Source organism: Pseudomonas sp. SIMBA_041 (assembly GCF_046535095.1).
In the GTDB taxonomy this organism is placed as follows: Bacteria; Pseudomonadota; Gammaproteobacteria; order Pseudomonadales; family Pseudomonadaceae; genus Aquipseudomonas; species Aquipseudomonas mucoides.
In genome coordinates this window covers 537,082-556,995 of sequence record NZ_JAWRXJ010000001.1, presented here as the reverse complement: position 1 = coordinate 556,995, position 19,914 = coordinate 537,082, and the positions used below count along the sequence as shown (strand labels likewise).

The window sequence follows — 19,914 nt, the reverse complement described above, 5'->3', positions numbered from 1 at the left end:
CCGGTCTTTGCGGTGGTTTTTCCTTGACCGGGAACACACTCAGCGCCACTCTGACGCCACTTTTTCATGTCCGTTCGGACCATCCATTTTCGAGGAAAAACCCATGAGCGTTCGCGTCGGGATTGTCATGGATCCTATTGCCAGCATTTCCTATAAAAAGGATAGCTCGCTGGCCATGCTGCTGGCCGCGCAGAAGCGCGGCTGGGAACTGTTCTATATGGAACAGGGTGATTTGTACCAGGCTGAAGGCCAGGCGCGAGCGCGGATGCGACCGCTGAAAGTCTTCGCCAACCCGCAAAAGTGGTTCGAACTGGAAGCCGAGACCGATGCGCTGCTGAGCGATCTGGACGTGATCCTCATGCGCAAGGATCCGCCGTTCGACATGGAGTTTGTGTACTCCACCTACCTGCTGGAGCAGGCCGAGCGTGATGGCGTGCTGGTGGTCAACAAACCGCAGAGCCTGCGTGACTGCAACGAAAAGCTGTTCGCCACGCTGTTCCCGCAGTGCACGCCGCCGACCATCGTCAGCCGTCGCCCTGACGTGCTGCGCGAATTCGCCGACCATCATGGCGATGTGATTCTCAAACCGCTGGACGGCATGGGCGGTTCCTCGATTTTCCGTCACACCGCCGGCCACCCGAACCTGTCGGTGATCCTCGAAACCCTGACCCTGCATGGCAAGCAGCAAATCATGATCCAGGGTTATCTGCCGGCCATCGTCGATGGCGACAAGCGCATCCTGATGATCGACGGCGAGCCCGTGGATTACTGCCTGGCGCGCATTCCTGCCGCTGGCGAAACCCGGGGCAACCTGGCGGCCGGCGGTCGTGGCGAAGCTCGCCCATTGACCGACAAGGACCGCTGGATCGCCGCACAAGTGGGCCCGACCCTGCGCGAGAAAGGCCTGCTGTTCGTGGGTCTGGACGTGATCGGCGAACATTTGACCGAAATCAACGTCACCAGCCCTACGTGCATTCGCGAGATTGATAATGCGTTCGGCACCGACATTGGTGGTCTGCTGATGGATGCGATACAGAAGCAGCTTCAAGTTGCGAGCCGCAAGCCTCAAGTTTGAAACGCACGCCGGCAGCTTGTCGCTTACTGCTTGAAGCTTGAAGCTAAAAACCAACATTGCGTTATCATGCCGAGCCCGTAAAAACGCGATGTTGGTTTTTCTGCCATGACACTCCCGTCCGATCTGCCCGCTGAACTCGCCCATCGTGGCGTGCGCCCGGCCGATCGCCTCGGTTTTACCCTGTTTCTTGCAGCGTTGATTCACCTGGCCTTGCTGTTGGGCGTCGGCTTTACGATGGTCGAGCCCAAACAGATCAGCAAAACCCTGGAAATCACCCTCGCCACCTTCAAAAGCGAAAAAAAGCCCGAAAAAGCTGATTTCCTCGCCCAGGAAAATCAGCAAGGCAGCGGCACCCTGGATAAAAAGGCCATTCCCAAGACCACCGAGGTCGCGCCGTTCCAGGACAACAAGGTACAAAAAGTCACGCCACCGCCCGCCGCCAAGCCTGAAGTGCAGGAAGCGCCGCCCAAGGCTGCCGTGACGACCATCGCACCGAAGCCGAAAAAAGCCCCCGCCAAGAACGAAGAGGTCAAACCTCAGACCAAAGCGGAAGTGGCCGCGCCGACGTTTGACAGTTCCCAGCTGTCCAGCGACATCGCCAGCCTCGAAGCGGAACTGGCCAACGAACAACAGCTGTATGCCAAACGCCCGCGCATCCACCGCTTGAGCGCGGCCTCGACCATGCGCGACAAAGGTGCCTGGTATAAGGATGAATGGCGCAAGAAGGTCGAGCGCATCGGCAACCTCAACTACCCCGATGAAGCTCGCCGCCAACAGATTTACGGCAATTTGCGCTTAATGGTCTCGATCAACCGCGATGGCTCGCTGTATGAAGTGTTGGTGCTGGAGTCGTCCGGGCAGCCGTTGCTGGATCAGGCGGCGCAGCGGATCGTCAGGCTCGCCGCGCCGTTTGCGCCGTTTACCGGGGACCTTTCGGACATCGACCGCCTGGAAATCATCCGCACGTGGAAGTTTGCGCGTGGGGACAGACTGTCCAGTAACTGACACGCCCGCTCCCACAGGAATCTGTGTTGTTAGCGGTTTTTTGCGGCATTTCCTATGCATCCCCAGCTTGTCAGTTTGCCCCTCCAACGCCACACTAGCGCTCATGAAGAACGTCAGCCCCAGCTACCTCAAGCATCACTTCCTGATCGCCATGCCTCACATGGCCGACCCGAACTTTGCGCACACCTTGACCTACATCGTCGAGCACACCGCCAATGGTGCCATGGGGCTGGTGATCAACCGCCCGCAAGACCTGAACCTGGCCGAGATCCTCGAGCAACTGCGCCCGGACATCGAGCCGCCAGCGCTGTGCCGGCATGTGCCGATTTTCATCGGCGGACCGGTGCAGACCGATCGTGGTTTTGTCCTGCATCCCAAGGGCCAGGGCTATCAGGCGACCGTTGATCTGGAAGACGATCTGTCCCTGTCCACTTCCCAGGACGTGCTGTTCGCCATTGCCGACGGCGTGGGTCCGGCGAAAAGCCTGATCGCCCTCGGTTACGCCGGCTGGGAAGCCGGGCAACTGGATGCCGAACTGGCGCAGAACGCCTGGCTGACCTGCCCGTACGACGCCGACATCCTGTTCAACACCAGCAGCGAACTGCGCCTGGAAGCGGCGGCCAAACATTTGGGCGTCAATCTCAGCCTGCTGACCAGCCAGGCGGGGCACGCCTGATGGCCCTGCGCCTGATCTTGGGTTTTGACTACGGCACCAAACAGATCGGCGTCGCGGTCGGCCAGGTGATTACCGGCCAGGCCCGCGAGCTGTGCACCTTGAAGGCGCAGAACGGCGTTCCCGACTGGAATCAGGTCGAAGCCCTGATCAAGGAGTGGAAACCCGACGCAGTGGTGGTCGGCCTGCCTTTGAACATGGACGGCACCCCGAGCGACATGTGCCTGCGCGCGGAAAAATTCGCCCGCCGCCTGAATGGCCGCTACAACCTGCCCTTCTATACCCACGATGAACGCCTGACCACGTTTGAAGCCAAAGGCGAGCGACGTGATCGCGGCGGGCAAAAAGGCAGTTACCGCGACAACCCGGTCGACGCCATCGCCGCCGCCCTGCTGCTGCAAGGCTGGCTCGACGAGAACAGCGCGCTGTTCGAATCCTGAAGCAACGAATCCTCAAGAGCCGCCGCAGGCGACTCTCTATAGCGACACCCCGAGCCACCCATCAAGCAGCACCCGGCTCGGGCCCAAGAAGGAGCAACCATGAGCCTGCCCAATCCCGCCGAACTGATCAGCCAGATGGCGATCCGTCTCAAGGCCCACCTGGAACACCGTGGCATCAGCGAACCGCGTTACATCGGTATCCGTACCGGCGGCGTCTGGGTCGCCCAGGCGTTGCTCGAAGAACTGGGCAACGACTCGCCGCTCGGCACCCTGGACGTGTCCTTCTACCGTGACGACTTCAGCCAGAACGGTCTGCACCCGCAAGTTCGCCCGTCGGCGCTGCCGTTCGAGATCGAAGGCCAGCACCTGGTGCTGATCGACGACGTGCTCATGAGCGGCCGGACCATCCGCGCCGCCATGAACGAACTGTTCGACTACGGCCGCCCGGCCAGCGTAACGCTGGTTTGCCTGCTGGACCTCGACGCCGGCGAGTTGCCGATCAGTCCGGATGTGGTTGGCGCGACGCTGTCGCTGGCCGCTCACGAACGGGTCAAGCTGTCCGGTCCCGAGCTCAAGCTTGAACTGCAAGACCTCGCCCTTTAATCCGCCCTATTGAGAGTCCCCCTCGCGATGACGCCTCTAGATACCAAGCGCCCGCTGCAGCTCAATGATCAGGGCCAGCTGCGCCACTTCCTCTCGCTCGACGGTTTGCGCCGCGAGTTGCTGACGGAAATCCTCGACACCGCCGACTCGTTCCTTGAAGTCGGTGCCCGGGCGGTGAAGAAAGTCCCGTTGCTGCGCGGCAAGACCGTGTGCAACGTGTTCTTCGAAAACTCCACCCGCACCCGCACCACCTTCGAACTGGCGGCCCAGCGGCTGTCGGCGGACGTGATCACCCTGAACGTGTCGACCTCGTCAGCCAGCAAGGGCGAAACCCTGCTCGACACCCTGCGCAACCTGGAAGCCATGGCCGCCGACATGTTTGTCGTGCGTCACGGTGATTCCGGCGCGGCGCACTTCATCGCCGAGCACGTCTGCCCGCAAGTGGCGATCATCAACGGCGGCGACGGCCGGCACGCGCACCCGACGCAGGGCATGCTCGACATGCTGACCATCCGTCGCCACAAGGGCGGCTTCGAAAACCTCTCGGTGGCCATCGTCGGCGACATCCTGCATTCGCGGGTGGCACGTTCGAACATGCTCGCGCTGAAAACCCTCGGTTGCCCGGACATTCGCGTGATCGCGCCGAAAACCCTGCTGCCGATCGGTATCGAGCAATACGGCGTGAAGGTCTACACCGACATGACCGAAGGCCTGAAAGACGTCGACGTGGTGATCATGCTGCGCCTGCAACGCGAGCGCATGGCCGGCGGCCTGTTGCCGAGCGAAGGCGAGTTCTACCGCCTGTTCGGCCTGACCACCGCACGCCTGGCCGGGGCCAAGCCGGATTGCATCGTCATGCACCCGGGGCCGATCAACCGTGGCGTGGAAATTGAGTCGGCGGTGGCCGACGGTCCGCACTCGGTGATCCTCAACCAGGTCACCTACGGTATTGCGATTCGTATGGCCGTGCTGTCGATGGCCATGAGCGGGCAGACTGCGCAACGTCAATTCGAGCAAGGCCAATTCGAGCAGGAGAACGCCCAGTGAAGCTCAGCATTCTCGGCGCACGCGTGATTGATCCAGCCTCTGGCCTGGATAAAGTGACTGACATCCACATTGAAGCCTGCAAGATCGTCGCCCTGGGCGCCGCGCCAGCCGGTTTTGTCGCGGTCGACACCCTTGACGCCCAAGGCCTGGTGGCCGCCCCCGGGCTGGTTGACCTGAACGTCGCCCTGCGCGAGCCGGGCTACAGCCGCAAAGGCTCGATCATCAGCGAAACCCGCGCCGCGGCCGCGGGTGGCGTGACCAGCCTGTGCTGCCCGCCGAAAACCAAACCGGTGCTGGACACCTCGGCCGTGGCCGAACTGATCCTCGACCGCGCCCGTGAAGCCGGCAACACCAAAGTCTTCCCGATTGGCGCCCTGAGCAAAGGCCTGGACGGCGAGCAACTGGCCGAGCTCGTTGCCCTGCGCGATGCCGGTTGCGTGGCCTTCGGCAACGGCCTGGACAGTTTCCGCAACACCCGCACCCTGTGCCGGGCGCTGGAATACGCAGCGACGTTCGACCTGACGGTGATTTTCAACTCGCAGGACCACGACCTGGCCGAAGGTGGCCTGGCCCATGAAGGCCCGACCGCGAGTTTCCTCGGTTTGCCGGGCATTCCGGAAACCGCTGAAACCGTGGCCCTGGCCCGTGACCTGTTGCTGGTCGAGCAAAGCGGCGTACGTGCGCACTTCAGCCAGCTCACCAGCGCTCGCGGTGTGGCCCTGATCGCCCAGGCCCAGGCCCGTGGGCTGCCGGTGACCGCCGACGTGGCGCTGTATCAGCTGATCCTGACCGATGAAGCCTTGATCGACTTCAGCAGCCTCTACCACGTCCAGCCGCCGCTGCGCACCCGCGCCGACCGCGACGGCCTGCGTGCGGCGGTGAAATCGGGGGTGATCTCGGCCATCTCCAGCCACCACCAACCGCATGAGCGCGACGCCAAACTGGCGCCGTTCGGCGCGACAGAGCCGGGCATCAGCAGTGTTGAGTTGCTGCTGCCGCTGGCAATGACGCTGGTGGAGGATGGTTTGCTGGACCTGCCGACGTTGCTGGCGCGGTTGAGTGCCGGGCCTGCCGAAGCGCTACGTTTGCCGGCCGGTAAGCTGGCAGTGGGTGGGCCGGCGGATATCGTGCTGTTCGACCCTGCAGCGTCGACCGTGGCGGGTGAAACCTGGCTGTCCAAGGGTGAGAACTGCCCGTTCATTGGGCATAGCCTGCCGGGTGTGGTGCGTTACACCTTGGTGGATGGGCGGATTAGCCACCAGGCGTAATACCGCGCCGCTGCAATCGTGAGCAAGCTTTGCTCCTACGGGATTGTGTATGAACACCCTGTAGGAGCATGGCTTGCCAGCGATGGCTTACTGGAAAGCGCCTCTGTTCTGGGCGTTACGCACCGAAACCTGGTCATTCAGCGTCCAGAAGTCATACAGCACCCCGACAAAGAACAACCCGCCCGTCACCAGGTACAGCAACCCGCTGATCCACTTCCCCTGATACATCCGGTGTACGCCGAACACCCCGAGAAACGTCAGCAGAATCCACGCCACGTTGTATTCGATCGGTCCCGCGGTGAACCGAAGGTCTGCTTCACGGTCCATTGCCGGAATCAGAAAAACGTCGATCAGCCAGCCAATTCCCAGCAAGCCAAGGGTGAAGAACCAGATCGTCCCGGTCACCGGCTTGCCGTAATAGAAGCGGTGAGCGCCGGTAAAACCGAAAATCCACAGCAGATATCCGATCACTTTGCTGTGCGTATCTTGATGCGCGGCGGACTGTTGATAGCTGTTCATGGAGCACCTCGATTCACACGATAGATAAATATTCTTTAAATCTTTGTGACTTTTTTACAGGTTGCCGACGTATGGCAAATGGTACCGTGATGTCCGTCAAAGCCTTATAGCACCTGACTTCTGTCCGACAATTGCGTCTATTTTCCGCTTGTTTGGTTCCATTGACCCCCAGGTTGAATCGACCAACGGCCTCGGAAGGACAAAAAAAGCTGTTATAAAGTTGCGCGTTCACCTATTCGAGCCCTGCCTAATGCGTCCATTTTTCAAGACATGGCTAACCATTTGCCTTTTGATGCCACTGGCCGCCCACGCCACCAATCGTGAGCAACGTCTTCCAAACGTTAATGGTTACACCCCAAAATCCCATGTTTCTGCTCCTTCGAGCAAAAACAAACAAAATACAAAACACTCGGCCCAGCTGAGCGACAACAGCAAGCTTGTTCCGCCGATGGCGAGCAAGACCAGCAGCAACGTGCTGAGCCGCGCTGTAAACGTCCTCGGTACTCCTTACCGTTGGGGCGGCAGCAGCCCAAGTAAAGGGTTCGACTGCAGTGGCCTGGTGAAATACGCGTTTAACGACGCCACGTTTGACCTGCCGCGCACCTCTAACGCCATGGCCAGTGGTCACGGCGAGAAAGTCGATCGCAGCGATTTGAAGCCGGGCGACCTGATTTTCTTCAACATCAAGAGTCGTCGGGTCAATCACGTTGCCATCTACCTGGGCAACGACCGCTTCATCCACGCGCCACGCCGTGGCAAGTCGGTGACCATCGACACGCTGAAAAAGCCGTACTGGGAAAGCCACTACGTGGTCGCCAAGCGGGTTCTGCCGAAAGAGAAGAACACACTTCAGGTTGTTCAGCGCTGATCTGCTGACGCCTTCGCGGCTTTTGTGGCGAGGGAGCTTGCTCCCGCTGGAGTGCGCAGCGCTCCCCGTTTTTAGGTCTGCTTCGCAGCCCAGCGGGAGCAAGCTCCCTCGCCACAGGTCCGCGTTCACCCCTCAGAAGTTATCCGGTGACCGCGCCTTCTCCCGCGCCTGCTCGCGGCTGATCAAGCCTTTGGTCACCAAGTCCTTCAAGCACATATCCAGCGTCTGCATCCCCAGGTTCCCGCCGGTCTGAATCGACGAGTACATCTGTGCAACCTTGTCTTCGCGGATAAGGTTACGAATCGCCGACGTGCCGAGCATGATCTCGTGCGCCGCAATTCGCCCGCCGCCGATCTTCTTCACCAGCGACTGCGACACCACCGCCAGCAACGACTCTGACAGCATCGAGCGCACCATCGATTTCTCATCCCCCGGAAACACATCCACCACCCGGTCGATGGTTTTCGCCGCTGAGGTGGTGTGCAGCGTGCCAAACACCAGATGCCCTGTCTCGGCGGCGGTCAGCGCCAGGCGAATAGTCTCCAGGTCCCGCATCTCCCCCACCAGAATCACGTCCGGGTCCTCCCGCAGCGCCGAGCGCAGGGCCGTGGCGAAACTGCGCGTATCGCGATGCACTTCGCGCTGGTTGATCAGGCATTTGCGCGATTCGTGGACGAACTCGATCGGGTCTTCGATGGTGAGGATGTGGTGATGGCGATGGTTGTTCAGGTAATCGATCATCGCCGCCAACGTAGTGGACTTGCCGGAGCCGGTCGGCCCCGTCACCAGCACCAGCCCGCGTGGCGCGTCGGTGATTTTGCGAAATACCTCACCCATGCCGAGGTCGTCCATGCTCAGGACTTTTGACGGAATGGTCCGGAACACCGCGCCTGCGCCACGATTCTGGTTAAAGGCGTTAACCCGAAAACGCGCCACGCCGGGCACTTCAAAGGAAAAGTCGGTTTCCAGGTGTTTCTCGAAGTCCACCCGCTGGGTGTCGTTCATGATGTCGTAGATCAGCGCCTGTACCTGTTTATGGTCGAGGGCCGGCAGGTTGATGCGTCGCACGTCGCCATCGACACGGATCATCGGTGGCAGGCCGGCGGACAAGTGCAGGTCGGATGCGCCCTGTTTAGCGCTGAAAGCCAGCAGTTCAGTGATATCCATAGCGCCCCTCAATTCCAGTAGAATGCCGCGAACCTTCAGACCGCTGGCGCACATTGAATGTCCACGATAGCAGACAACATTGCTCAGGTTAGTTCACGCATCCGTGCCGCCGCCCTGGCCGCCCAGCGCGATGAGCACAGCGTTCAGCTCCTGGCCGTGAGCAAGACCAAACCCGTCCAAGCCCTGCGCGAAGCGTACGCCGCCGGCCTGCGTGACTTTGGCGAGAACTACCTGCAGGAGGCTTTGGGCAAACAGCTCGAACTGGCCGACCTGCCCTTGATCTGGCACTTCATCGGCCCCATTCAATCGAACAAGACTCGCGCTATCGCCGAGCACTTCGCCTGGGTGCATTCCGTGGATCGATTGAAAATCGCACAACGCCTGTCCGAACAACGTCCTGCCGATCTGCCGCCCCTGAACATCTGCATCCAGGTCAACGTCAGCGGTGAAGCCAGCAAATCCGGCTGCACCCCGGCCGACCTGCCGGCCCTGGCCAAGGCCATCAGCGAATTGCCGCGCCTCAATTTGCGCGGGCTGATGGCGATTCCCGAGCCGACGGATGATCGTGCCGAACAGGATGCCGCTTTTGCTGCCGTACAACGCCTGCAAGCCAGCCTGGATCTGCCGCTGGACACACTTTCCATGGGCATGAGCCATGACCTCGAGTCGGCCATCGCCATGGGCGCCACATGGGTCCGCATCGGTACGGCCCTGTTCGGCGCCCGCGACTACGGTCAACCATGAACAATGGCCGACTCTTCTATTTATAAGGACCTGACATGAGCAAAACCCGTATTGCCTTTATCGGTGCCGGCAACATGGCCGCCAGCCTGATCGGCGGCCTGCGCGCCAAAGGTCTGGACGCCTCGCAAATCCGCGCCAGCGATCCGGGTGCAGAAACCCGCGCCAAGGTGGCCGCCGAACACGGCATCGAAACCTTCGCTGACAACGCTGACGCCATCCAGGACGCCGATGTCGTCGTATTGGCGGTCAAACCTCAGGCGATGAAAGCCGTGTGCGAAGCGATTCGCCCGAGCCTCAAGCCGAATCAACTGGTGGTATCAATTGCCGCGGGCATCACCTGCGCCAGCATGAACAACTGGCTCGGCGCCCAGCCGATCGTACGCTGCATGCCCAACACCCCGGCGCTGCTGCGTCAGGGCGTGAGCGGTTTGTATGCCACCGCGGAAGTGAACGCCGATCAACGCCAGCAAGCTCAAGAACTGCTCTCGGCCGTGGGCATCGCCCTGTGGCTGAACGAAGAGCAGCAACTGGACGCAGTCACCGCGGTGTCCGGTTCCGGCCCGGCGTACTTCTTCCTGCTGATCGAAGCCATGACCGCCGCCGGCGTGAAACTTGGCCTGCCAGCAGACATCGCCGCACAACTGACCCTGCAAACCGCGCTGGGCGCCGCGCACATGGCGGTTGCCAGCGATGTCGATGCCGCCGAACTGCGTCGTCGTGTCACGTCGCCTGCGGGCACCACGGAAGCTGCGATCAAGTCGTTCCAGGCCGGTGGCTTTGAAGCCCTGGTCGAAACAGCACTCGGCGCCGCCGCGCATCGCTCGGCCGAGATGGCTGAGCAGCTCGGTCGCTAATCAGCTCTTACAAAGGAATCAACGATGCTCGGACTCAATGACGCTGCCATTTTCATCATTAAAACCCTTGGCAGCCTGTACCTGCTGATCGTACTGATGCGTTTCATCCTGCAACTGGTTCGGGCGAACTTCTACAACCCGCTCTGCCAGTTCATCGTCAAGGCCACGCAACCGCTGCTCAAGCCGCTGCGTCGGGTGATCCCGAGCATGTTCGGGCTCGATATGTCGTCGCTGGTGCTGGCGCTGATCATCCAGATGCTGCTGATCGCCGTCATCCTCGCGCTCAAAGGCTTCATGGTCGACTGGCTGCTGTTGGTGCCATGGGCCCTGATTGCGCTGTTCTCGCTGTTTTTGAACATACTGTTCTACGCCATGATCATCAGCGTCATCCTGTCCTGGGTCGCCCCGGGCAGCCATAACCCTGGCGCCGAGCTGGTCGCGCAGATTACTGAACCGGTGCTCGCGCCGTTCCGCCGGATCATCCCGAACCTGGGCGGTCTCGACATCTCGCCGATCTTCGCCTTCATCGTGATCCAACTGCTGCAAAGCTGGCTGATCCCGCGCCTGGCGTACTTTGCCTTCATGCCGCAGGGGCTGCTCGGCCTGATCTGATGAGCTACTTTCGCTGGGAAGGTGACGACCTGATTCTGGAGTGTCACCTGCAACCGGCGGCCCGCAGCGATGATTTCTGCGGGCTGCACGGCGATCGCCTGAAGATCCGCCTGACCGCGCCGCCGGTTGAAGGCAAGGCCAATGCGTATCTGATGGCGTTTTTGGCCAAGGCGTTTGGTGTGTCCAAGAGCCAGGTCAGTTTGATCAGCGGTGAGTTGAACCGGCAGAAACGGGTGCGGATTTGTTCGCCGAAGAAACTGCCGGAGTTGCCTGATCTGGTGCGTCCGGCGGACTGACCGCGTCATCGTTCATCGCGGGCAAGCCACGCTCCCACAGGGGATCGCATTCCATTGTGGGAGCGTGGCTTGCCCGCGATGGCCGTGCCTCGGTCTGACAGGGAAAATCAGCTCAGCCCTTTGCTTGCCGCTAACCCCACCGGTCTTTAGACTTACGCCTCATTTCAACGAGAGCAGGGTCGATGCCAACTGCCTTTCCCCCCGATTCTGTTGGTCTGGTGACGCCGCAAGTGGCGCACTTCAGCGACCCCCTGGCCCTGGCCTGCGGGCGTTCGCTTCCAGCCTATGACCTGATCTACGAAACCTACGGCACGCTGAATGCCACGGCGAGCAACGCCGTGCTGATTTGCCATGCGTTGTCCGGTCACCATCACGCTGCCGGTTTTCACAGCGCCGACGACCGTAAACCCGGTTGGTGGGACAGCTGCATCGGTCCCGGCAAGCCGATCGACACCACCAAATTCTTCGTGGTCAGCCTGAACAACCTCGGCGGTTGCAACGGTTCCACGGGCCCGAGCAGCATCAATCCGGAAACCGGCAAGCCGTTTGGCGCCGATTTCCCGGTGCTGACCGTGGAAGACTGGGTGCACAGCCAGGCGCGACTGGCCGACCGTATCGGCATCAGCCAATGGGCGGCGGTGATTGGCGGCAGCCTCGGCGGCATGCAGGCGATGCAATGGAGCATTACCTACCCGGAACGCATTCGCCACTGCCTGGCCATCGCCTCGGCACCCAAGCTGTCGGCGCAGAACATCGCCTTCAATGAAGTGGCACGCCAGGCCATCCTCACCGACCCCGATTTCCACGGCGGCTCGTTTCAGGAAGCGGGCGTGATCCCCAAGCGCGGCTTGATGCTGGCGCGGATGGTCGGGCACATCACTTACCTGTCCGACGATTCCATGGGTGAAAAATTCGGTCGTGGCCTCAAGAGTGAGAAGCTCAACTATGACTTCCACAGCGTCGAGTTCCAGGTCGAAAGCTACCTGCGTTATCAGGGTGAAGAGTTCTCCGGGCGTTTCGACGCCAACACCTACCTGCTGATGACCAAGGCGCTGGACTACTTCGACCCGGCAGCGAACTTCGACGATGACCTGGCGAAAACTTTCGCCAACGCCCAGGCCAAGTTCTGCGTGATGTCCTTCACCACGGACTGGCGCTTCTCCCCTGCCCGCTCGCGGGAACTGGTGGATGCGCTGATGGCGGCCAAGAAAGACGTCTGCTACCTCGAGATCGACGCTCCGCAAGGCCACGACGCCTTCCTGATTCCGATCCCGCGTTATTTGCAGGCGTTCAGCAACTACATGAACCGAATCAAGTTGTGAGAAAGCCATGAGAGCTGATCTGGAAATCATCCAGGAATGGATCCCCGCTGGCAGTCGCGTGCTCGACCTCGGCTGCGGTGATGGCGAACTGCTAACCTGGCTGCGCGACAACAAGCAAGTCACCGGTTACGGCCTGGAAAACGACCCGGACAACATCGCCGAGTGCGTGGCCAAGGGCATCAACGTCATCGAGCAGGACCTGGACAAGGGCCTTGGCAACTTTGCCAGCAACAGCTTCGACATCGTGGTCATGACCCAGGCGCTGCAAGCTGTGCATTACCCGGACAAGATCCTCGACGAAATGCTGCGGGTCGGCCGCCAGTGCATCATCACCTTCCCCAACTTCGGTCACTGGCGCTGCCGCTGGTACCTGGCGAGCAAGGGCCGGATGCCGGTTTCCGAGTTTCTGCCGTACACCTGGTACAACACGCCGAACATCCACTTCTGCACTTTTGAAGACTTTGAGGCGTTGTGTCGCGAACGTGAAGCCAAGGTCATTGATCGGCTTGCCGTGGATCAACAGCATCGGCACGGGTGGGCCAGTAAGCTATGGCCTAATCTGTTAGGTGAGATCGGTATTTACCGCGTCAGCAGCCCCGGGCTGCAGGATCACAAGGTCGCGGTCTGAACTACGACATTCCAAGGAGAAAGAACATGGGTCGTCTAGCGCTGTTTGTACTTACTGCCTGCCTGAGTATCACTGCCATGGCCGCTGACGTCATCAAGGGCGAACGCCAGGAAACCTTCGGCGACGTGACGGTGCACTACAACACCTTCAACTCCACGTACCTGACCCCGGACATCGCCAAAGCGGCGGAGCTGGTTCGCAGCAAGAATCAGGGCGTGATCAATGTGTCCGTGATCAAGGACGGCAAGCCGCTGGTAGCTTCAGTGACCGGCTCGGTCAAAGACCTGACCAGCCAGAGCGTGCCGTTGAACTTCAAACAGATCACCGAACAGGGCGCGATCTACTACATCGCCCAATACCCGGTGGACCAGCAGGAAATCCGCACCTTCGAGATCAAGGTGCAGAACGGCGACAAAATCAACACCATCAATTTCAACCAAGAGCTTTTCCCCGGCGAATGATCAATTTCACGCAACTCGTACTGGCCAGCCATAACGCCGGCAAACTCAAGGAACTCCAGGCCATGCTCGGCGACTCGGTGCAATTGCGCTCGATCGGCGAGTTCAGCAGCGTCGAGCCTGAAGAAACCGGCCTGTCGTTCGTCGAGAACGCCATTCTCAAGGCCCGCAACGCCGCACGCATTTCCGGTTTGCCGGCGCTGGCTGACGATTCCGGGCTGGCGGTGGATTTCCTAGGCGGTGCGCCGGGTATCTATTCGGCTCGTTATGCTGACGGCAAGGGCGATGCGGCGAACAACGCCAAACTGCTCGACGCCTTGAAAGACGTGCCGCAAGCCGAACGCGGCGCGCAGTTCGTCTGCGTCCTCGCGCTGGTTCGCCACGCCGATGATCCATTGCCGATCCTCTGCGAAGGCCTGTGGCACGGGCGGATCCTGACGGCCGCCAGTGGCGAGCACGGGTTTGGTTACGACCCGCTGTTCTGGGTCCCGGAGCGCGATTGCTCCAGCGCCGAGCTGAGCCCGAGCGACAAGAACCGGATCAGCCACCGCGCCCGTGCAATGGATCTGCTGCGCCAGCGTCTGGGACTGAAATGACCCACGACTCATCCGCGTCACCGCTGATCTTCGGCGGCGACGCCCAATCGCCACGGGCAGCGCTGCCCGTGCTGCCGCCTCTGGCGCTGTACATCCACATCCCGTGGTGTGTGCGCAAATGCCCTTATTGCGACTTCAACTCCCACACCGCCAGCCCGGTGCTGCCGGAAGAAGAGTACGTCGACGCCTTGCTCACTGACCTCGATCAGGACCTGCACGCGGTATACGGCCGTGAGCTGAGCTCGATCTTCTTTGGCGGTGGCACGCCTAGCCTGTTCAGCGCCGAGGCCTTGGGCCGCTTGCTCAAAGGCGTCGAGCAACGGATTCCGTTTGCCAGTGACATCGAAATCACCCTGGAAGCCAATCCGGGGACGTTCGAGCAAGAGAAATTCGTCGCCTACCGCGCACTGGGCATCAATCGCCTGTCGATCGGCATCCAGAGCTTTCAGGAAGAGAAACTCAAGGCGCTGGGGCGGATTCACAACGGTGACGAAGCGGTGCGTGCCGCCGGCATGGCCCGTCAGGCCGGGTTTGATAACTTCAACCTGGACTTGATGCACGGTTTGCCCGATCAGTCGCTGGAAGATGCCCTGAACGACCTGCGTACAGCCATCGCCCTGAAACCGACTCATCTGTCCTGGTATCAGCTGACGCTGGAGCCGAACACGGTGTTCTGGAATCAGCCGCCGACGCTGCCCGAAGACGACACGTTGTGGGACATTCAGGAAGCGGGTCAGGCGCTGCTTGCTGAACACGGTTACGCGCAATACGAAGTCTCGGCCTATGCGCAACCGGGTCGCCCGGCGCGGCATAACCTCAATTACTGGAGTTTCGGCGACTTCATCGGCATCGGCGCTGGCGCCCACGGCAAGCTCAGTCATCCGGACGGGCGCATCGTGCGCACCTGGAAGACCCGCCTGCCCAAGGATTACCTCAACCCGGCGAAAAGCTTCAAGGCCGGCGAGAAAGCGCTGACCCATGATGAGATGCCGTTCGAGTTCCTGATGAACGCGCTGCGCCTGACCGAGGGCGTCGAATCGCGGCTGTATCCGGAGCGCACCGGGATGTCCCTGGAAAGCCTCGCCGAAGGCCGCCGGGTCGCCGAACAAAGTGGCTTGTTGCAGGTCGAACCGTCACGTCTGGCGGCCACCGAGCGCGGACAGCTGTTTCTCAATGACTTGCTGCAGACATTTCTGAGCTGATTTCAGCCTTAAGGGAAAACGAATGGATTTGATACTCGACCTGCTCGCCACCGTGTCCCGCTGGAGCCGCAGTAACCTGTCGGAAATTGCCCTGGCCTTGGTGGGCTGCTTGCTGGTGCTGTTCGGTTCGGATTTCAAAACCTGGGTCGAGCAACGCCTGGGTAGCATCGCCGGTGCCTTGCGCGTCCCGCTGATGGCCCTGTTGTGCATGATCGGCAGCGGCGCCGCGCTGATCTACGCCACGCCGTGGGTCGTGCGCGGCCTGAGCCAGTTCAACAACTACAGCCTGGCGCCGGTGTTGTTGGTGGTGCTGGTGCTGATCGGTGTAGTCGCCGACCGCCGCTGATCTTTGGTCACACCCAAAACAACTGTAGGAGCCGAGCTTGCTCGCGATGGCGGTTTAACAGTCAGCATAAATGTTGAATGTCAGGGCCTCATCGCGAGCAAGCTTGGCTCCTACAGTTTTACAGCTCAGGACTGTTTTTCGAACTTCAGGTCCCACACGCCATGTCCAAGCCGTTCGCCGCGGCGTTCGAACTTGGTGATTGGGCGTTCGGTCGGGCGCGGTACGCACTTGCCGTCTTCGGCGAGGTTGCGATAACCCGGCGCGACGCTCATCACTTCCAGCATGTACTCGGCGTACGGTTCCCAGTCGGTGGCCATGTGCAGCACACCGCCGACCTTCAACTTGCTGCGCACCAGTTCAGCGAACGATGCCTGAACGATACGGCGCTTGTGGTGACGGCTCTTGTGCCACGGGTCCGGGAAAAACAGCATCAGACGGTCGAGGCTGTTGTCGGCGATGCAACGGTTGAGCACTTCAATCGCGTCGCAATCGTAGACCCGCAGGTTGGTCAGGCCCTGCGTCAGAACGCCATTGAGCAGCGCGCCAACACCCGGACGGTGAACTTCCACACCAATGAAATCCTGTTCCGGCGAGGCCGCGGCCATTTCCAGCAGCGAATGGCCCATGCCAAAACCGATTTCCAGCGAGCGCGGCGCCGAACGGCCGAACACCTTATCGAAGTCCACCGGCGAGTCAGCCAAAGGCAGGACGAACAGTGGCGTGCCCTGCTCCAGACCTTTTTGCTGGCCTTCGGTCATGCGCCCGGCGCGCATCACAAAGCTCTTGATGCGGCGGTGTTGGCGCTCTTCGCCTTCTTCCGGCTGGACAGGCGTTTCGTTTGATTCAGTCATCAATGGCTCTTACTTGATCAGACCATCCAGCGGCGAGGAGGCGCTGGCATAGAGTTTTTTCGGCATGCGGCCGGCGAGGTAGGCCAGGCGACCTGCAACGATGGCGTGTTTCATGGCTTCAGCCATCATGACCGGTTGCTGGGCGTGGGCGATGGCCGAGTTCATCAGCACCGCTTCGCAACCCAGTTCCATGGCGATGGTGGCGTCGGACGCGGTGCCGACACCCGCATCCACCAGCACAGGAATCTTGGCTTCTTCGAGGATGATCTGCAGGTTGTACGGATTGCAGATCCCCAGGCCCGTGCCGATCAGACCGGCCAGCGGCATCACTGCGATAACGCCGATTTCCGCCAGTTGACGGGCAATGATCGGGTCATCGCTGGTGTAGACCATCACGTCGAAACCTTCCTTGACCAGCACTTCGGCGGCCTTGAGGGTTTCGATCACGTTGGGGAACAGGGTTTTCTGGTCGGCCAGCACTTCCAGCTTCACCAGGTTGTGGCCGCCGAGCAACTCACGGGCCAGGCGGCAGGTGCGCACGGCCTCGGTAGCGTCGAAGCAACCCGCGGTGTTCGGCAGGAAGGTGTAGCGATCCGGCGACAGGACTTCGAGCAGGTTCGGTTCGCCCGGGTTCTGGCCGAGGTTGGTACGGCGCACGGCGAAGGTGACGATCTCGGCGCCCGAGGCTTCGATGGCCAGGCGGGTTTCTTCCATGTCGCGGTACTTGCCGGTGCCTACCAGCAAACGCGACTGGTAAGTACGACCGGCCAGGACGAAGGGCTTGTCGCTACGAACGATGCTCATGGGAAATCCTCTGTTGGGGTGAGGTTCTTGCAGAATTCTGTGCCCTTGCGGGCCGGGCGGCTAGCCGCCGCCGATGGCATGAACCACTTCGACGGAATCGCCGTCGTTCAGTGTGGTTTCAGCGTGCTGACTGCGCGGGACGATATCCAGATTGAGTTCGACCGCCACCCGGCGTCCGGTCAGTTCCAGACGGGTCAGCAGGGCCGCAACGGTTTCACCGTCGGGCAGTTCAAGGGATTCGCCGTTCAACTGAATGCGCATGCCGGAAGCCGCCATCATTTTTAGGGGCTGGCATTCTAGCCCGATCAGTCTTGGCGACCCAAGCCATTCGTCATGAAATGGACCACCCGGTCAGCTCAACCGCCAGGCGGCAAGCCCCAGGCACGCCCAGCCCACCAGGAATGCGAGCCCGCCGAACGGCGTAATGATTCCCAGCTTGCTGATACCGGTCAGGGTCAGCAGGTACAGGCTGCCGGAAAACAGCAGGATGCCGATGACAAACGAGGCCCCGGCCCACGTAACCAAACGCCCGGGAATCTGCGTGGCCAGCAGCGCTACGCCCAGCAACGCCAGGGTGTGCACCAGTTGATAGGTGACGCCGGTATGGAAAATCGCCAGATACTCGGGGGTCAGACGGTTTTTCAGGCCATGCGCGGCGAACGCGCCGAGGGCAACGCCCGTGAAGCCAAAGAAAGCGGCCAGCATCAAAAAGCCACGCAGCATGAAGAACTCCAGTCAGACTCGATCAACAGGGTCTGTATAATGGCCCGCTCAACGGGTTCGGCCAAGCCATCTCTATGCTGCGTATATTTTTACGACGATTCACTAAGGCCGTGCTCTGGTTCGCGGGCGGCAGCGTCTTGCTGGTGCTGATCTTTCGCGTGGTGCCGCCGCCGGGAACCGCGCTGATGGTCGAACGCAAGATCGAATCCTGGTTCGACGGCGAGCCGATCGACCTGCAACGGACCTGGAAGCCGTGGGATGAAATCTCCGACGACCTGAAAGTCGCGGTGATTGCTGGTGAGGATCAGAAATTCCCGGAGCACTGGGGTTTTGACTTCGGGGCGATTCAGGCGGCACTGGCTCATAACGAGTTGGGCGGCTCGATTCGCGGCGCCAGCACCCTGAGCCAGCAGGTGTCGAAGAACCTGTTTTTATGGTCGGGGCGCAGTTGGCTGCGTAAGGGTCTGGAAGCCTGGTTCACCGGATTGATTGAGGTGTTCTGGCCCAAGCAGCGGATTCTTGAGGTGTACCTCAACAGCGTCGAGTGGGATGACGGGGTGTTTGGAGCAGAGGCTGCGGCACGGCATCACTTTGGCGTGAGCGCTAAAAGCCTGAGCCGCCAGCAATCGAGCTTGTTGGCTGCCGTGTTGCCCAACCCAAGAGTGTGGAGTGCGAGCCATCCGACCAACTACGTCGCACGACGGGCCGGGTGGATTCGGCAGCAGATGAGTCAGTTGGGGGGTGACAGTTATCTGTTGGGCCTCAATGATTCACGGCGGGCGCCTTGGGCCCAGTAGCCGAACACATTCTTCTGAACACTCAAAGCCCTCTTCTGTAGGAGGCTGAGGTGAAGCAGAAAACCGGACCCAAACAAAAACGCCCCGATCAATGATCGGGGCGTTTTTTATTGCCGGTTCGCAGGTTATGCCGCGATCGACAGCTTGAGCTTGTTCATCGCGCTTTTCTCAAGCTGACGGATGCGCTCGGCCGACACGTTGTACTTCTGCGCCAGGTCGTGCAGCGTGGCTTTCTCTTCAGCCAACCAGCGCTGATAAAGGATGTCACGGCTGCGGTCGTCCAGCACTTCCAGCGCTTCGTGCAGGTTGTGGTTGGAGTTGTCGCTCCAGTCGGCGTCTTCCAGTTGACGGGCCGGGTCATACCGGTGGTCTTCCAGATAGTTGGCTGGCGACTGGAAAGCACTGTCGTCGTCCGCTTCTGCGGCCGGGTCGAAGGCCATGTCGTGGCCGGTCAGGCGACTTTCCATCTCGCGCACTTCCCGAGGCTCTACACCAAGGCTTTCCGCCACACGGTGGACTTCCTCGTTGTTCAGCCACGCCAGGCGTTTCTTCTGGCTGCGCAGGTTGAAGAACAGTTTGCGCTGGGCCTTGGTGGTCGCGACTTTCACAATACGCCAGTTGCGCAGGATGAACTCGTGGATTTCCGCCTTGATCCAGTGCACGGCGAACGACACCAGACGCACACCCATTTCCGGGTTGAAGCGCTTCACGGCCTTCATCAGGCCGACGTTGCCTTCCTGGATCAGGTCAGCCTGAGCCAGACCGTAGCCGGAATAGCTACGGGCGATATGTACGACAAAACGCAGGTGGGCGAGCACCATCTGCCGAGCCGCCCCCAAATCCTGCTCATAATAGAGACTCTCGGCCAGTTCACGCTCCTGCTCCGGCGTCAGCAATGGAATGCTGTTCACGGTGTGCACATAGGCCTCCAGGTTCGCACCCGGGACCAGAGCATATGCAGGTTGCAAAGAATTGGTCATACGACAAAACCTCCGACTTACAAACTCGTGCAGTTC

Annotated in this window: 26 protein-coding genes; 19 read left to right on the top strand and 7 right to left on the bottom strand. The window is 60.7% G+C overall.

Annotation, left to right across the window (positions count from 1 at the left end; translation table 11 throughout):
• The first annotated feature begins 103 nt into the window (after positions 1 to 103).
• The 7 genes from gshB (at position 104) to SB725_RS02600 (ending at position 6,111) form a co-directional block, all read left to right on the top strand.
• A complete protein-coding gene (gene gshB, locus SB725_RS02630) occupies positions 104 to 1,075 on the top strand; it encodes a glutathione synthase (protein WP_027926572.1) in 972 nt (323 codons plus the stop codon).
• 105 nt (positions 1,076 to 1,180) lie between these two features.
• Positions 1,181 to 2,080 (top strand): energy transducer TonB, encoded by a 900-nt coding sequence (locus SB725_RS02625; protein WP_027926571.1) that lies wholly within the window; start codon positions 1,181 to 1,183, stop codon positions 2,078 to 2,080.
• Between the two features lie 103 nt (positions 2,081 to 2,183).
• Complete coding sequence (locus SB725_RS02620; protein WP_027926570.1) at positions 2,184 to 2,756, top strand: YqgE/AlgH family protein; 573 nt, start codon at positions 2,184 to 2,186, stop codon at positions 2,754 to 2,756.
• Positions 2,756 to 3,193, top strand: a complete 438-nt coding sequence (gene ruvX / locus SB725_RS02615) for a Holliday junction resolvase RuvX (protein ID WP_007945492.1) — start codon at positions 2,756 to 2,758, stop codon at positions 3,191 to 3,193. The genes SB725_RS02620 and ruvX overlap by 1 nt, the downstream gene beginning before the upstream one ends.
• A gap of 99 nt (positions 3,194 to 3,292) precedes the next feature.
• Positions 3,293 to 3,796 (top strand): bifunctional pyr operon transcriptional regulator/uracil phosphoribosyltransferase PyrR, encoded by a 504-nt coding sequence (gene pyrR, locus SB725_RS02610; protein ID WP_410921226.1) that lies wholly within the window; start codon positions 3,293 to 3,295, stop codon positions 3,794 to 3,796.
• 27 nt (positions 3,797 to 3,823) lie between these two features.
• The gene (locus SB725_RS02605; protein ID WP_027926568.1) at positions 3,824 to 4,843 is read left to right on the top strand and encodes an aspartate carbamoyltransferase catalytic subunit; all 1,020 of its coding nucleotides are present in this window, start codon (positions 3,824 to 3,826) and stop codon (positions 4,841 to 4,843) included.
• Positions 4,840 to 6,111, top strand: coding sequence for a dihydroorotase (locus SB725_RS02600; protein WP_059182019.1), 1,272 nt, complete (start codon positions 4,840 to 4,842; stop codon positions 6,109 to 6,111). The genes SB725_RS02605 and SB725_RS02600 overlap by 4 nt, the downstream gene beginning before the upstream one ends.
• An 87-nt stretch (positions 6,112 to 6,198) precedes the next feature.
• On the opposite strand, the gene SB725_RS02595 is transcribed toward SB725_RS02600, so the two are convergent.
• Positions 6,199 to 6,630 (bottom strand): NINE protein, encoded by a 432-nt coding sequence (locus tag SB725_RS02595; RefSeq protein ID WP_027926566.1) that lies wholly within the window; start codon positions 6,628 to 6,630, stop codon positions 6,199 to 6,201.
• Positions 6,631 to 6,880: 250 nt separating this feature from the next.
• Between SB725_RS02595 and SB725_RS02590 the strand changes: the two genes are divergently transcribed.
• Positions 6,881 to 7,498: a C40 family peptidase gene (locus tag SB725_RS02590; RefSeq protein ID WP_027926565.1), complete on the top strand. Its 618-nt coding sequence runs from the start codon at positions 6,881 to 6,883 to the stop codon at positions 7,496 to 7,498.
• A 132-nt stretch (positions 7,499 to 7,630) separates the two neighbouring features.
• On the opposite strand, the gene SB725_RS02585 is transcribed toward SB725_RS02590, so the two are convergent.
• Positions 7,631 to 8,665: a type IV pilus twitching motility protein PilT gene (locus SB725_RS02585; protein ID WP_027926564.1), complete on the bottom strand. Its 1,035-nt coding sequence runs from the start codon at positions 8,663 to 8,665 to the stop codon at positions 7,631 to 7,633.
• Positions 8,666 to 8,722: 57 nt separating this feature from the next.
• On the opposite strand from SB725_RS02585, the gene SB725_RS02580 reads away from it, so the two are divergent.
• From SB725_RS02580 to SB725_RS02535, 10 genes are all read left to right on the top strand, one after another.
• Positions 8,723 to 9,409: a YggS family pyridoxal phosphate-dependent enzyme gene (locus SB725_RS02580; RefSeq protein WP_410921225.1), complete on the top strand. Its 687-nt coding sequence runs from the start codon at positions 8,723 to 8,725 to the stop codon at positions 9,407 to 9,409.
• Positions 9,410 to 9,444: 35 nt separating this feature from the next.
• On the top strand, positions 9,445 to 10,263 hold the full coding sequence (gene proC / locus SB725_RS02575; protein WP_410921224.1) for a pyrroline-5-carboxylate reductase: 819 nt from the start codon (positions 9,445 to 9,447) through the stop codon (positions 10,261 to 10,263).
• Positions 10,264 to 10,287: 24 nt separating this feature from the next.
• Entirely contained in the window at positions 10,288 to 10,875 is a 588-nt protein-coding gene (locus SB725_RS02570; RefSeq protein ID WP_027926561.1) for a YggT family protein, read from the top strand.
• A complete protein-coding gene (locus SB725_RS02565) occupies positions 10,875 to 11,171 on the top strand; it encodes a DUF167 domain-containing protein (RefSeq protein WP_027926560.1) in 297 nt (98 codons plus the stop codon). The genes SB725_RS02570 and SB725_RS02565 overlap by 1 nt, the downstream gene beginning before the upstream one ends.
• Before the next feature lie 182 nt (positions 11,172 to 11,353).
• Entirely contained in the window at positions 11,354 to 12,493 is a 1,140-nt protein-coding gene (locus SB725_RS02560) for a homoserine O-succinyltransferase MetX (protein WP_027926559.1), read from the top strand.
• Between the two features lie 7 nt (positions 12,494 to 12,500).
• The gene (gene metW / locus SB725_RS02555; protein WP_027926558.1) at positions 12,501 to 13,121 is read left to right on the top strand and encodes a methionine biosynthesis protein MetW; all 621 of its coding nucleotides are present in this window, start codon (positions 12,501 to 12,503) and stop codon (positions 13,119 to 13,121) included.
• Positions 13,122 to 13,147: 26 nt separating this feature from the next.
• Entirely contained in the window at positions 13,148 to 13,582 is a 435-nt protein-coding gene (locus SB725_RS02550; protein ID WP_027926557.1) for a DUF4426 domain-containing protein, read from the top strand.
• The gene (rdgB, locus tag SB725_RS02545) at positions 13,579 to 14,175 is read left to right on the top strand and encodes an RdgB/HAM1 family non-canonical purine NTP pyrophosphatase (RefSeq protein ID WP_027926556.1); all 597 of its coding nucleotides are present in this window, start codon (positions 13,579 to 13,581) and stop codon (positions 14,173 to 14,175) included. The genes SB725_RS02550 and rdgB overlap by 4 nt, the downstream gene beginning before the upstream one ends.
• Positions 14,172 to 15,377 (top strand): radical SAM family heme chaperone HemW, encoded by a 1,206-nt coding sequence (gene hemW, locus SB725_RS02540; RefSeq protein WP_027926555.1) that lies wholly within the window; start codon positions 14,172 to 14,174, stop codon positions 15,375 to 15,377. The genes rdgB and hemW overlap by 4 nt, the downstream gene beginning before the upstream one ends.
• 22 nt (positions 15,378 to 15,399) lie before the next feature.
• Positions 15,400 to 15,723, top strand: a complete 324-nt coding sequence (locus tag SB725_RS02535) for a DUF3392 domain-containing protein (RefSeq protein WP_027926554.1) — start codon at positions 15,400 to 15,402, stop codon at positions 15,721 to 15,723.
• A gap of 125 nt (positions 15,724 to 15,848) precedes the next feature.
• On the opposite strand, the gene trmB is transcribed toward SB725_RS02535, so the two are convergent.
• The 4 genes from trmB to SB725_RS02515 form a co-directional block, all read right to left on the bottom strand.
• On the bottom strand, positions 15,849 to 16,574 hold the full coding sequence (gene trmB, locus SB725_RS02530; RefSeq protein WP_027926553.1) for a tRNA (guanosine(46)-N7)-methyltransferase TrmB: 726 nt from the start codon (positions 16,572 to 16,574) through the stop codon (positions 15,849 to 15,851).
• A gap of 9 nt (positions 16,575 to 16,583) precedes the next feature.
• The gene (locus tag SB725_RS02525) at positions 16,584 to 17,378 is read right to left on the bottom strand and encodes a thiazole synthase (protein WP_027926552.1); all 795 of its coding nucleotides are present in this window, start codon (positions 17,376 to 17,378) and stop codon (positions 16,584 to 16,586) included.
• A 60-nt stretch (positions 17,379 to 17,438) separates the two neighbouring features.
• Positions 17,439 to 17,639, bottom strand: coding sequence for a sulfur carrier protein ThiS (thiS, locus tag SB725_RS02520; protein ID WP_007897898.1), 201 nt, complete (start codon positions 17,637 to 17,639; stop codon positions 17,439 to 17,441).
• Positions 17,640 to 17,729: 90 nt separating this feature from the next.
• Complete coding sequence (locus tag SB725_RS02515) at positions 17,730 to 18,101, bottom strand: DUF423 domain-containing protein (RefSeq protein ID WP_027926550.1); 372 nt, start codon at positions 18,099 to 18,101, stop codon at positions 17,730 to 17,732.
• Positions 18,102 to 18,175: 74 nt separating this feature from the next.
• On the opposite strand from SB725_RS02515, the gene mtgA reads away from it, so the two are divergent.
• The gene (gene mtgA / locus SB725_RS02510) at positions 18,176 to 18,898 is read left to right on the top strand and encodes a monofunctional biosynthetic peptidoglycan transglycosylase (protein ID WP_027926549.1); all 723 of its coding nucleotides are present in this window, start codon (positions 18,176 to 18,178) and stop codon (positions 18,896 to 18,898) included.
• Between the two features lie 125 nt (positions 18,899 to 19,023).
• Here the strand turns inward: mtgA and rpoH are convergent, their stop codons facing one another.
• The gene (gene rpoH / locus SB725_RS02505; protein ID WP_007897890.1) at positions 19,024 to 19,878 is read right to left on the bottom strand and encodes an RNA polymerase sigma factor RpoH; all 855 of its coding nucleotides are present in this window, start codon (positions 19,876 to 19,878) and stop codon (positions 19,024 to 19,026) included.
• Positions 19,879 to 19,914: the final 36 nt, after the last annotated feature.